12 protein-coding genes and 1 other annotated feature are annotated in these 13,059 nt (G+C 45.4%); of the genes, 5 read left to right on the top strand and 7 right to left on the bottom strand.

Going from position 1 to position 13,059, the window contains the following annotated elements; all coding sequences use genetic code 11:
- Positions 1–14: 14 nt before the first annotated feature.
- Entirely contained in the window at positions 15–1,127 is a 1,113-nt protein-coding gene (locus tag ATG66_RS17240; protein WP_098416460.1) for an anhydro-N-acetylmuramic acid kinase, read from the bottom strand.
- Between the two features lie 99 nt (positions 1,128–1,226).
- Between ATG66_RS17240 and nagZ the strand changes: the two genes are divergently transcribed.
- From nagZ to tyrA, 3 genes are all read left to right on the top strand, one after another.
- Entirely contained in the window at positions 1,227–2,210 is a 984-nt protein-coding gene (nagZ, locus tag ATG66_RS17235; protein WP_098416459.1) for a beta-N-acetylhexosaminidase, read from the top strand.
- Positions 2,211–2,417: 207 nt separating this feature from the next.
- Positions 2,418–3,491 (top strand): 3-deoxy-7-phosphoheptulonate synthase, encoded by a 1,074-nt coding sequence (locus ATG66_RS17230; RefSeq protein WP_098416458.1) that lies wholly within the window; start codon positions 2,418–2,420, stop codon positions 3,489–3,491.
- 25 nt (positions 3,492–3,516) lie between these two features.
- Positions 3,517–4,644, top strand: coding sequence for a bifunctional chorismate mutase/prephenate dehydrogenase (tyrA, locus tag ATG66_RS17225; RefSeq protein WP_098416457.1), 1,128 nt, complete (start codon positions 3,517–3,519; stop codon positions 4,642–4,644).
- A gap of 56 nt (positions 4,645–4,700) precedes the next feature.
- On the opposite strand, the gene ATG66_RS17220 is transcribed toward tyrA, so the two are convergent.
- The 3 genes from ATG66_RS17220 to ettA form a co-directional block, all read right to left on the bottom strand.
- Positions 4,701–5,702 carry a M23 family metallopeptidase gene (locus tag ATG66_RS17220; RefSeq protein ID WP_098416456.1) on the bottom strand — a complete coding sequence of 334 codons (1,002 nt, stop codon included), beginning with the start codon at positions 5,700–5,702 and terminating at the stop codon, positions 4,701–4,703.
- Between the two features lie 28 nt (positions 5,703–5,730).
- Complete coding sequence (locus ATG66_RS17215) at positions 5,731–6,099, bottom strand: PilZ domain-containing protein (RefSeq protein ID WP_098416455.1); 369 nt, start codon at positions 6,097–6,099, stop codon at positions 5,731–5,733.
- Positions 6,100–6,328: 229 nt separating this feature from the next.
- Positions 6,329–7,996 carry an energy-dependent translational throttle protein EttA gene (gene ettA / locus ATG66_RS17210; RefSeq protein ID WP_098416454.1) on the bottom strand — a complete coding sequence of 556 codons (1,668 nt, stop codon included), beginning with the start codon at positions 7,994–7,996 and terminating at the stop codon, positions 6,329–6,331.
- 361 nt (positions 7,997–8,357) lie between these two features.
- Here ettA and sltY point away from each other — a divergent pair, with 361 nt between their 5' ends.
- Positions 8,358–10,304, top strand: a complete 1,947-nt coding sequence (gene sltY, locus ATG66_RS17205) for a murein transglycosylase (protein ID WP_098417095.1) — start codon at positions 8,358–8,360, stop codon at positions 10,302–10,304.
- A gap of 13 nt (positions 10,305–10,317) precedes the next feature.
- Positions 10,318–10,626, top strand: a complete 309-nt coding sequence (gene trpR / locus ATG66_RS17200; RefSeq protein WP_098416453.1) for a trp operon repressor — start codon at positions 10,318–10,320, stop codon at positions 10,624–10,626.
- A gap of 119 nt (positions 10,627–10,745) precedes the next feature.
- Here trpR and yjjX read toward each other — a convergent pair whose 3' ends face one another.
- The 3 genes from yjjX to hpf all read right to left on the bottom strand — a co-directional run bounded on the left by yjjX (position 10,746) and on the right by hpf (position 13,051).
- Complete coding sequence (gene yjjX / locus ATG66_RS17195) at positions 10,746–11,279, bottom strand: inosine/xanthosine triphosphatase (RefSeq protein WP_179885718.1); 534 nt, start codon at positions 11,277–11,279, stop codon at positions 10,746–10,748.
- A 24-nt stretch (positions 11,280–11,303) separates the two neighbouring features.
- The gene (gene pheA, locus ATG66_RS17190) at positions 11,304–12,482 is read right to left on the bottom strand and encodes a prephenate dehydratase (protein ID WP_098416451.1); all 1,179 of its coding nucleotides are present in this window, start codon (positions 12,480–12,482) and stop codon (positions 11,304–11,306) included.
- Between the two features lie 12 nt (positions 12,483–12,494).
- Positions 12,495–12,615, bottom strand: a sequence feature (Phe leader region).
- 109 nt (positions 12,616–12,724) lie between these two features.
- Entirely contained in the window at positions 12,725–13,051 is a 327-nt protein-coding gene (gene hpf, locus ATG66_RS17185) for a ribosome hibernation-promoting factor, HPF/YfiA family (RefSeq protein ID WP_005397484.1), read from the bottom strand.
- Positions 13,052–13,059 lie beyond the last annotated feature (8 nt).

Here is a 13,059-nt window from a genome sequence, read left to right as displayed (position 1 = left end):
TTAAGCCTTCGTGATTAATTTTTTGAGTGGAGTACGCCAAGTGAAGCGAGATGGCTGGCCCCCGTCACCTCGGGTAAATTGCTAGGGAGGCTATGAATATAGCGCTGCGCAAGCCAAGCAAATGCCATCGCTTCCATGTAGTCACTATCCACGCCTTTTTCTACCGTTGTCGCAACGTACCATTGTGGCAATAACTTAGCCAATCGCTGCATCAAAAGTGGGTTTCTCGCACCGCCACCACAAACCAGCAATTGAGGAGAGTCGCCATGTGCAAACTGCTTAACCTCGTTAGTAATCGTTAGGGCAGTGTATTCACACAGGGTACGTTGTATGTCTTCTGCTGGTAAGTCGAGGTCGTTAATCTGCTTGTGCAGCCATTCAATGTTGAACAGTTCTCGCCCGGTACTTTTTGGGGCTGGCATGGCAAGGTAAGGCTCTTGAAGAAGCTGAGTGAGGAGCTGGTTATTGAGTTTACCTTGCAGTGCAAACGCCGCCTCTTTATCAAAGCCTTGTCCGGTATGTTGTTCACACCAAGCGTCCATCAACATGTTGCCCGGACCTGTGTCGTAGCCAATGACGGGTTGCTCGGGATGCAGTACAGAGATGTTGGCAATGCCACCGATGTTCAGCACCACGGTGGTGGAATCTTGCATAGCAAAGATGCTTTTGTGAAAAGCGGGAACCAGTGGAGCCCCTTGTCCACCCAGCGCGATATCTTTACGTCGAAAATCTGCAACGGTATCAATCCCTGTTTTCACTGCGATGATGTTGGCATCACCTAATTGAGTGGTAAACGGTAACTCTCCGCTAGGTTGGTGGAATACCGTTTGACCGTGATTACCAATCGCACGAATGTGTTCCGCGGCGTAACCAGACTTCTTGAGCAGTTGTAAAACGGCGTCAGCGAAGAGATGGCCGAGCTGGTGGTCAAGTTCACCGATGGCTTTTAAATTTGTTGCTTGACCGGTACAAACCGATAACAGCATTTCTTTCAGTGCTGTGGGCATTGGATAATCGTCGTGCGCAATCAGGCGAACGTGCTCATCACTTATTTCAACCAGAGCGGTATCCACGGCGTCCATGCTCGTTCCAGACATCACACCAATGTACAGTTCGTTAAATTTCATAGCCGATCTCGTCAATTCTTCATTCACTTATTGTAAAGCAAATCTGAAGCGAATAACCTCATAGAATACGAGATATTCAGCCGATTTTGAGGAGAAAATATGGGACCGTTGTGGGTTGACGTCGCGGGTTATGAACTGACCGCTGAAGACAAAGAAATTCTGGAACACCCTACGGTTGGTGGCTTAATTCTATTTGCTCGCAACTATCATGATAGTGAACAGCTTCAAGCACTTACTCAATCAATCCGCAAGGCTGCCAAGCGCCCGATTTTGATCGGTGTGGATCAAGAAGGGGGGCGAGTACAACGCTTCCGTGAAGGTTTCTCGTTGATCCCTGCGGCCGACGAATATGCCAAACATCAAAATGGCGAAGAGCTCGCACGTATGGGGGGGTGGTTAATGGCGGCAGAGCTGATTGCTCACGACATCGATTTAAGCTTTGCACCTGTGCTCGATAAAGGTCATCAATGTAAAGCGATCGGTAACCGAGCATTTGGCGAAGATGCCGATACCATTCTTCGCTATAGCACCGCTTACATGCAGGGCATGAAGAGCGTTGGAATGGCAAAAACAGGCAAACACTTTCCGGGGCATGGCGGCGTGATTGCAGACTCACACCTCGAAACGCCATACGATGAGCGCAGTGATATTTTTGAACAAGATATGGCGATCTTCAAAGCGCAAATCGATGCCGGTATTTTAGATGCCATGATGCCTGCTCACGTGATTTTTCCGAATTACGACGCTCAACCAGCGAGTGGTTCAGAATACTGGTTGAAACAAGTTTTGCGACAGCAACTCGGTTTTAAAGGCTTGGTTTTCTCCGATGATCTGACCATGGAAGGCGCTGCAATCATGGGGAGCCCTGCCGAGCGGGGGGCTCAAGCACTGAAAGCCGGTTGCGATATGTTGTTGATGTGTAATAAGCGAGAAGCGCACGTTGAGGTATTAGATAACTTATCGGTATCAGCCGTGCCATTAGCCGAAGCATTACTGAAAAAGCAATTGTTCTCTTTGAATGATCTCAAGTTATCTCAAGAGTGGAAATTGGCTAGCGAAGCGATGAAGCGCTTGATCAACTAAAGACGGTGTAAATTATTAAAAACACCAATGAGAAGTCAAAGTTGATTAGACTTTGGCTTTTTCTTTTGGTGTAAATTAATACTTACACCAAATGTTTTTTATTGTGTACGCTTGTTTTTCTTTTTTTGCCTGTTATCTTGTTGTTAAAGCTTAGTTGTCTCACCAAGGATTTGGTTGAGTGTAACATTAAATATACAGGTAAGAGTTATGCAGAAAAGTGAGTTGAGCAATATTAATATTAGCGAAGAACAGGTTCTTATTACCCCTGAGGAGCTAAAAACTAAGCTTCCTTTGAGTGAAAAATCACGTCGCTTTATTCAAGAGTCTCGCCAAACTATCGCTAATATTATTCATAAGAAGGATCACCGCCTGCTTGTTGTATGCGGTCCATGTTCCATTCACGACGTGGAAGCGGCAAAGGATTACGCAAAACGTCTTAAAGCACTCTCTGAACAGCTAAGCGATCAACTGTATATTGTTATGCGAGTGTATTTTGAAAAGCCACGCACCACGGTCGGCTGGAAAGGGTTGATTAATGACCCACATCTGGATGGCAGCTTCGACATTGAGCATGGCTTACATGTGGGTCGGGAGCTCTTGGTAGAGCTGGCCGAAATGAACATTCCATTAGCAACAGAAGCACTTGATCCAATCAGCCCTCAATACCTTGCCGATACTTTTAGCTGGGCTGCGATCGGCGCTCGCACCACGGAATCACAAACGCACCGTGAAATGGCAAGTGGTCTGTCGATGCCAATCGGTTTTAAAAACGGTACGGATGGCAGCTTGGCAACCGCAATCAACGCGATGCAAGCTGCGTCTTCTAGCCACCGTTTTATGGGGATCAACCGTGAAGGACAAGTAGCGCTATTGACCACTCAGGGTAATGCTAATGGGCACGTGATCTTACGCGGCGGCAAGCAAACTAACTACGATTCAGTATCAGTCACTGAGTGTGAACAAGAGCTAACGAAGTTTGAGCTTGACGCTTCTTTGATGGTCGATTGCAGTCACGCTAACTCACGTAAAGATTACCGTCGCCAACCGTTAGTCGCAGAGGATGTGATTCATCAAATCCGTGAAGGCAATAAATCTATTATCGGTCTTATGATTGAAAGTCATATCAATGAAGGAAATCAATCTTCTGACTTAGCTCTTGAAGAGATGAAATATGGTCTGTCTATCACTGACGCATGTATCAATTGGGATTCAACTGAGGCACTATTACGTCATGCACATGAAGAGCTAGTACCTTTCTTAGAAAATCGTCTAAAAAGCTAATTAATAAAGGATTTAAGGAACATCAATGGCCGTTGAACTTAACGCATTGCGCGATCAGATTGATGCAGTCGACAAGCAAATGTTGGAGCTGTTGGCTCAGCGTTTGGCGCTCGTAGAGAAAGTTGGGGAAGTAAAAAGCGAACACGGTTTGCCAATTTATGCCCCAGATCGTGAAGCTGCAATGTTAGCCTCTCGTCGTGCCGAAGCGGAAAAAATGGGCATTCCTCCACAGCTGATTGAAGACATTCTTCGCCGCACTATGCGTGAGTCTTATGCCAGTGAAAAAGATTCCGGTTTTAAGTGTTTGAACCCTGAATTGCGCTCAGTGGTCATTATTGGTGGTAATGGTCAGTTAGGCGGTCTGTTTGGACGTATGTTTAAGCTATCTGGTTATCAAGTCAAAGTGCTTGGTAGCAAAGACTGGGATCGTGCGGATGACATCCTAAAAGATGCGGGCCTGGTGGTGGTGACGGTGCCGATTCACCTAACAGAAGGTGTGATTGAAAAGCTAGGTAATCTGCCACAAGACTGCATTCTGTGTGATCTAACTTCTATCAAATCTAAGCCACTACAAGCAATGTTGAATGTGCACCAAGGGCCGGTGGTTGGTTTACACCCAATGTTTGGTCCAGATGTGCCGAGCCTTGCCAAGCAGGTGATTGTGTACTGTGATGGGCGTGGGAACGATCAATACCAATGGCTATTACAGCAGTTTGGTATTTGGGGCGCGAGCTTGTGCCAAATTGATGCGCAAGAGCACGACCATGGTATGACGTTAATCCAAGCGCTGCGCCACTTTACTTCATTTGCTTACGGCATGCACTTGAGCAAAGAAAATCCAAACATTGAACAGCTATTAAAACTGAGTTCACCTATCTACCGTCTTGAATTAGCCATGGTCGGTCGACTGTTTGGGCAGGATCCGAACTTGTACGGTGACATTATTCTCTCGTCTCAAGAGAATATCGAGATGATTAAGCGATTTCACCAACGTTTTGGCGAAGCGCTAACGATCTTGGACAGTAAAGATAAAGCCAAATTTGTCGAAAGCTTTGAACAAGTGAGTGAGTGGTTTGGTAATTATTCACAACAGTTCATGAACGAGAGTCAGAACTTACTTAAGCAAGCCAACGACAACATGCATCGCAGTTAATGAAAAAGAGCAGTTTGAGCTGCTCTTTTGTATTTTACGGTAGAGGTTAAAGTTAATCAGTTGGTCGCGGTATTGCTGCTATCGTCACTCGACGCCGTGTTGATACTGGTATCACGATAGGGTGAGTTGGTTAAGTTGACTTGCAGACGAACCACATCATCAATCAACTGAACTAATGGGCCCCATTTCACCTTTTTCTCTTTCTCAAATAAGTAGTTGAAGTTTTCTGGTGTCCACTTCATCAAGTATCGCGGGTTGAGTGCTCGACCCACAAAACGCACTTCATAATGTAGGTGTGGGCCAGTCGAGCTTCCCGAGTTACCACATCGAGCAATCACATCGCCTTTGCTAACAAACTGACCGTTTCTTACCTTGAAACGTTGCAAATGAGCGAAGGAACTCATGAAACCAAATGAGTGACGAATGGTCAGGTAGTTACCGTAGCCTTGATTACTTGGGCGCACGGTTTCCACGACACCGTCTGCAGGCGCGACGATCTCTTCACCTCGTTTACAAGTAAGATCAATTCCAGTATGAACGTGCCGCTTGCCTGAAATTGGATTAATTCGGCTGCCATAAGAGGAAGAAATGCGTTGGTATGTTACTGGGCTGTCGTTTGGGATCAAACGAAACATGGTCGCGCGAACGGCAGAATCGATCGCGGCGGCATCAATCCTTTCTTCTAGTGCCAGATTATGCTCGTCGTTCATCAGCTCTTCATCTGCGAGTCCAAGCACAGACTCGACGTCGAATACTCGTTTTCCCAATAACTGAATTTGGTTATTTTTTTCGGTTAACGATTGAGAGAGTGAGTGGTTGGTATCAAGCTGTTCCTCGTAAAGGGCAGTGATTTCTGCGTTTTCATTGTGTAGCTTGGCGATGGTTTGCGTTAGTTCGTTCTGATAATGCACTTGTTGCTGGTTAAGATACCACGCGCCGCCTACGACGGCGGGTAATGCCAAAATCGAAGCAAATAGTGCTAGGACCGAACCGCGCCCCAAATAGAACTGCTGATCGCCGTCTTTCGTCGGGATCTTCATGATGATTTTTTTAGACATAGTTATTGTTACTTAAATAGGCGTTGATTTATTTTTCCCCAAAATCAGAAAGATAGTCTAACTCTCGATTCAGAAGATCGTTATTGCCTAGATTCAATTCTATAAATCGTTTTAGTTGGCTAATGCTTTCGATGTCTATGTTGATGATCTTTACCCTAATCTCACGCTTAGAGACATTGACAACTTGCGCTTTTAACGTAATTACTTGTTCGGATTGATAAAATGAAAAAGTAACATGGACAGGAAGGGAAGGATCCAAAGCCTCAGTCTCTTCCGCTTTCATGAGTAAACCATGCAAGGAAAGATTTTGAATCCTAGCTTCGATTGCCAAGTCACGCTGCTCTACCTTAGTTGACGGTTGATGGAGAATGCGTGAAAAGCGTCGTCTCTCTGTCATATTCACTTTCTCGTCATGTTTTCAAACAGAATGAATAGTATATCAATGCGAACAAAAAATGTTCGATTGTTGTTTGAAAAGTGTCGAGGTCGCTACAGAGTGACGTAAGTGCAGTGTCATGTCCTTAACGAACGAGACCAGCGAATGAGCTCTTTTTATAACAAAGAAAACAAAGGCCGCTATGATAGCGGCCTTTGTACAAATTACAATCAAACTTTGTGGTTCGCGATTACTTCGCAATACGCTTGTATTTGATGCGGTGTGGTTCTGCGGCTTCAGGACCCAACGTTTTCTTCAACCAGTCCATGTACTCGGTGTAGTTACCTTCGTAGAAGTTAACTTGGCCTTCGTCACGGTAGTCAATGATGTGGGTCGCGATACGGTCAAGGAACCAACGGTCGTGCGAGATAACCATTGCACAACCAGGGAATTCTAGCAGTGCTTCTTCTAGAGCACGCAGCGTTTCCACGTCAAGGTCGTTGGTTGGCTCGTCGAGCAACAGTACGTTGCCGCCGGCTTTTAGCAGTTTCGCAAGGTGGACACGGTTACGCTCACCACCGGATAGCTCCCCGATGATTTTCTGTTGGTCACTGCCTTTGAAGTTGAAGCGTGAACAGTAGGCGCGAGCTGGGATTTCGAAGTTGTTGATTTTAATGATGTCAGCGCCTTCAGAAATCTCTTGGAATACGGTTTTAGAATCGTCCATGCTGTCACGGAACTGGTCGACTGATGCCAGTTTCACCGTGTCACCCATTTCAATGGTGCCTGAGTCTGGTTGCTCTGTACCGCTTAACATCTTAAATAGCGTTGATTTACCTGCACCGTTGGCACCGATGATGCCGACGATTGCACCTTTAGGCATGCTAAACGACAGGTCATCAATCAGAACGCGACCATCAAACGACTTGGTGAGGTTATTTACTTCGATAACCTTATCACCTAAACGATCACCTGGTGGGATAAACAGCTCGTTGGTTTCGTTACGTTTCTGGTGATCAGAGTTCTGCAGTTCTTCAAAGCGTGCCATGCGTGATTTTGATTTTGCTTGGCGACCTTTCGGGTTTTGGCGAACCCATTCGAGTTCTTTCTCAATGGTTTTCTGACGAGCTTTTTCTTGAGACGCTTCTTGTTGTAGACGCGCGTCTTTTTGCTCCAACCATGAGGTGTAGTTACCTTGCCATGGAATGCCTTCACCACGGTCAAGTTCTAAGATCCAGCCTGCTGCGTTATCTAGGAAGTAACGGTCGTGGGTGATGGCCACGACAGTACCAGTGTAGTCCACTAGGAAGCGCTCTAACCAAGCAACAGATTCTGCATCTAGGTGGTTGGTAGGCTCATCGAGTAACAGCATGTCAGGATGAGAAAGAAGAAGACGGCAAATTGCCACACGGCGACGTTCTCCCCCTGATAGGTTCGCAATTTTCTGATTCCATTCTGGCAGACGAAGTGCGTCTGCGGCGCGCTCAAGCGCATTCTCTAAATTGTGGCCATCTTTTGCTTGAATCAACGCTTCAAGGTCACCCTGCTCTTTGGCTAGGGCATCGAAATCTGCGTCCGGTTCTGCGTATGCCGCATACACCTCATCCAGACGTTTTAGAGCGTCAGCCACGTCAGCAACCGCTTCTTCAACGATTTCACGAACCGTTTTTGACTCGTCTAATACCGGCTCTTGAGGGAGGTAACCTACGTTTAGACCTGGTTGTGGACGCGCTTCACCGTCGATATCCGTGTCGATACCCGCCATGATACGTAGCAACGTTGATTTACCTGCACCGTTCAGACCTAAAACACCGATTTTCGCACCAGGGAAGAAGCTCAGAGAGATGTCTTTAAGAATTTGACGCTTAGGTGGCACAATCTTGCTCACCCGCGACATGGTATATACGTATTCAGCCATTACCGATCGTTCCTAAATTAACTGTCATTCAAACCTGCCATTTTATACCAACTGCTTTTGTTTTGTTACCGCATTGCAAGAATTTCCTTTATGAAAGATTTTCTTATTTTTAGCTGACCGGAAACTTACATGGTTAGGGTATACACTTTTGTTATTCGTTATGAATAACGAGGGGTCTGTACGAGTGAGGAGTTTCTTCTCTCATCCGTCTTAACGTTTCACGAATACAACTTTAAATACACTAAGTTGCTTTACACAGACCGCTGCATTTTGGTTGGGGGGGAGCTGGTGCATGCGCAAACGGCCTTGCAAACTCCGCTCCTCTAAGAAAATGGGCTTGGTACAGTGTATGTCTGGGAAAATGACACAAATGAGATTCAACGTATCTGAATTGGCTAAAAACGTATGCTGTGCCGCCGCGCTGTGTGCGATGAGTTTGAGTGCTAATGCCGCGCTGAGCTTGGAAAAGCAGCGTGAAGTTTATGAGCAAGCTCAAGCGTTATTAGATAAAAATGACATCGACGGATACCTTTCGATTCGTCCTAAAATTTCTGACTATCCGCTGACGCCTTATGTGGACTACCGCACATTTATTAGACAGTTACCGGAAAAGTCGCCACAGCAGGTAAACGAATTTATTTCGGAGCACGAGTCGTTTCCTTTTTCTCGTCGTGTTCGCGCTCCATACCTCAACCACCTTTATAAGCAAAAAGATTGGAAAACCATTACTGAGTTTCAAAAAGTCATTCCAAGTGGCGAGCGTTACCAATGTATTTTCTACGTAGCTCAGTTAGAGCAAGGTAAGAAAGTCGCCGCGTTTAAAGGGGCTGAGCACATGTGGTTGCGGGGCAGAAGTATTGCCGACGAGTGCGATCCATTATTTGCAGCATGGGACAAGGCGGGTGAACGTACTGATGAATTGATTCTCCAGCGTATGCTACTGGCGTTTGATGCTCGTAATGGCAGTTTGATGAGTTACTTACTTAAACTGCCTAAATCCGCGCAGGCAAGGCGACAAGCGAAAGAAATGAAGGCGTTGTTTGATAACCCTTCAAGCGTTGCGGAGTTCGCGAAGAAAAAGCCGGCTAATGATTTTAATCGAGCGCAAAGCGAATATGCGTTGGAAAAGCTAGCTCGCATGAATACCAGTCAAGCGCAGAGTGCGTATGATGCCGTCATTAAAGGGCAGAAGTTTTCTCCAGAAAAGGCGCAAGCCCTGGCTGACTATATCGCATTTCGATTGACCCGTACGGAGTCTGAGTCACTAGCTAAGTGGCGCGATGATAAAACCAAAACCAGCCAGTACTTACCGCTCATTGAAACTCGCATTCGCTTAGCGATTCAGAACGCAGATTGGAAAGGCGTACAAGAGTGGATTGCCGTTCTCAATAAAGAAGAGAAAGCGTCGCTTCGCTGGCAATATTGGCTTGGACGAAGTGAAATTGCGTTAGGTGATGACATCGCAGGGAAACAGCGTTTAGCAACTTTGGTCGGGCAGCGAAACTTTTATAGTGTGGCAGCCGCCAATGCGATTGGACAATCAATCAAATACCCTACGCATACGGTTAAGTTTGATAAGCGAATGGTTCAACCATATCAAGACTCGTTAGTTCGTATTGAAGAGTTGATCGCGACGGATAAAATCGCAGCAGCGAAAAGTGAGTGGGTGCATTTGCTGCGTCGTGTGGGGAAAGATGAACAGGCCATGCTGGCTACCTATGCATCGTCTAAGCGTTGGCATAACCTAACGGTGACCGCGAGTATTCAAGCGCAGATGTGGGATAATATTGAAATACGATTCCCTATTGCGCATCGCTGGTGGTTTAACTTTTATGCAAAAAAACACAATATTGATCCCGTAACGATGATGTCCCTAGCTCGACAAGAAAGTGCATTAGACATAGAAGCCCGTTCCCCTGTTGGGGCTCGTGGTCTTATGCAGATCATGCCCGCCACGGCGAAGTACACCGCCCGAAAATACAAGTTGAGTTATCAAGGCACGCAAGATCTCTACAACGTAGGAAAAAACATCGAAATTGGTAGTCATTATTTGCAAGGTTTATTAGAGGATTACGATAATAATCGTATTTTTGCCCTCGCGGCTTATAATGCGGGTCCTAGCAGAGTAAAAACGTGGCGAGAGCGAACCCAAGGAAAAGTGGATGCTTATGCCTTTATTGAGGCTATTCCATTTAGAGAAACGCGCGGTTATGTACAAAACATCCTGATGTTTGAAACATATTACCGTGATCTTTTGGGTATCGATGGCGCGTTCTTGAATCAACATGAGATCAATACCAAGTATTGAGTGAGGTAACTTGATGTCGCACGAACCCGAGTACAAAGACTGGCAACAGATTATTGAGCTAATTCGAACTAGCATGGACAGTGAGCAAGATGACATGCTGTTAACCATGCTGATGTCACGTGATGAGAGAGAATCATTAATATCACGCGTTAATATTATTAACGAGCTTCTTAAAGGAGAATTATCTCAACGTCAGATCAGCCAGATGCTTGGCGTGGGTATTGCCACTATTACTCGTGGCTCTAATGAGATAAAGTCGAAATCTGATCGAGAGAAAGACAAACTCAAGATCTTGTTAGAGCAAGTTGCGGTATCTAAGTAGCCAGTGAGTCCCATTCGCCTTGAGGCATTGGTATCACAAGTGATTAAGATAACGTGTTAAAAAAGGGCGGAAATATCCGCCCTTTTTCGTACCTAGCGAATAGGGTGAGCGTTATAAAGTTATAAATTTGAAGGGAAGTGCTCAGGGTTCGTGAATGGAATCAAAGCCAGAATCAAGGCCTGATGGTAAACCGAACTTCGAGTTAGTTGGTTTTGGGTGAGCAGGCTGATGGCACCACCTTTCTGTTTGATGTTCTCGGTACCAAATACCTCATCCATGACATCTCCCAGCTCATTCGCATGTTCGAGTTTTTCCAATACTTTGGGCGGCAGCATTAAGCTTGCAGAGCGAGATTCACCACGGTGAGTATTCGACTCAATCACCATCCAAGCAAACGTCACGTTTGCTTCAATTCCCGCTTCGAGACCGACATAGTAATCCGCGTTTGGCATCTCTACTTTTGCGTTTTTAACGCGGTTTAGTGCACCGCGATGAGTTTCTTCATTAGTCATGGGTTGATCTGCGACCTCACTAGGTACACTGACGCCAATGAAGTTGAACTCTTGATGCGGAAATACACTGTTAAACGCACTTTGAACGGCATTAATTTTGGCTGGGTTCAGCGATGCGATTACAACTTTTTGGGTTGCCATGATCTTTTTACTCACTAGTGTCTATTAACTCAATTTTACTTGGGTAGGCTTTACGTTCTCACTAGGGTAACAGCCTAATACTTTCAAGTGTTTAGTAATTTTGGTTAGCTCTTCAAGTGCCTGTTGCATTTCTGTCGAAGCAAGATGAGATTCCAAATCTACGTAGAACATCTCTTCCCACGGGTTACCCATAATTGGACGTGATTCTAGCTTGGTCATATTGATGCCGTAACGTTGCAGCACTAATAGCGTTTCAACCAATGAACCTGCCTCTTGGGAGGTCGACATGATCAACGTGGTTTTTGCTGGAATCTGAGTTGAAACCTCAACCGGTTTGCGAGCAACCACAATAAAGCGAGTATGATTCTCGGTTTGGTTAGCGATGTTGCCTTGAATGGCTTGCAAGCCGTATAGCTTACCGCTTGATGCATTACCAATTGCAGCAACATCATCACGATCCATCTCTTGGACTTTCTGCATTGCATCTGCCGTGCTGGCGCAAGATTCCAGTTTTACACCTTTCATACGGCTTAAAAACTCACTGCACTGTTGGTGTGGCTGAGGATGTGAATACAGCGTTTTAATGTTTTCCAGACGAATGTCTTTTTTCGCAACCAAGCAGTGCTCGATTGGTTGGGTAAGCTCACCCACGATGTAAAGCGTCGTGTGTTGCAGCAGGTCATACACTTCATTAATGGAACCTGAACTGGTGTTTTCGATTGGCAGAACACCATAATCAGCATGACCCGACTCAACCGTTTGAGTCACTTCTTTGAAGTGCTCGCAGTTGAGTTCAATAAGCTCTGTATTTTTACGGCTGAAGAATTCACGGCTTGCCAAGTGCGAATAAGAGCCTTTTGAGCCAAGGAAGGCCACACGTGCGAGTGGTTTTCGGCTTTGTTGTGGGTTGACTAAGTTTTGTAAGTAGCTTTGTTGAAGTAGTACAGAATCTTCAATGATGGTATGGAAAAGCTTGGTGATGTACTGAGCATCGAGTTCGTATTTATCACGACCATTAGAAATTAACTTCACCAAGAGCTGCTGTTCTCGAGCTGCATCACGGACAGGCTTTGAGGTTTGAACTTTGCTCTTGGCTACTTCAATGCTGAGTTTACGGCGTTCTGATAACAGGCTAAGTAGCTCATTATCGAGCTCGTTCAAACGTAAACGAATTTCTTCGAGGGAAATAGGTTGGTCAGTCATCAAATCTTTCCTTATAAAAAAGCCTCCCGGGTTGGGAGGCTTTCTGTTTGTTTTTGACTTTTCTTTCACAAACGAGTAGCCCCTCCAGTTATGGAAGAAAAAAGAAGTCAAAAATAAACAGCGAAGTTAAATGCATAAATAGTGGTTAATATGTGAGTGTTTAAACACAATAAGCAAGCGTGGGAGGAGCGTCAAGCAAAAAAATAGCGCCTTTCGGCGCTATTTCTTCGATTTTGGTCAGTTTACTCTTCTTCTTCCACTAACTCTGGTTTATTCGCTCGGCGAGCTTCAGGTTTGTGGGTCAGCTTATTCAGTTGTCGCTCTAGTTTTTGCTCCACTTCGTTGATAGCTGCATAAAGATCTTCGTGAGTTGCTGAGGCAATGAGCTGACCTTTCGGAACTTTGATAACTGCTTCGAATTTCTTCTGTTTGTTTGGTTCCTCACTGAAAGTTGCTTGGCATCCAATTAGGTCGACTTGCCATTTCTCCAGTTTTTTAAATTTGCTCTCAATATGAGCTCGGATTGCAGAGGTGATTTCGATGTTTTTGCCAGTGATGTTCATTGTCATAAGTGCTT

The sequence above is a fragment of the Vibrio sp. ES.051 genome, from assembly GCF_002563795.1.
Lineage (GTDB): Bacteria > Pseudomonadota > Gammaproteobacteria > Enterobacterales > Vibrionaceae > Vibrio.
This window is presented reverse-complemented; position numbering and strand designations above follow the sequence as displayed.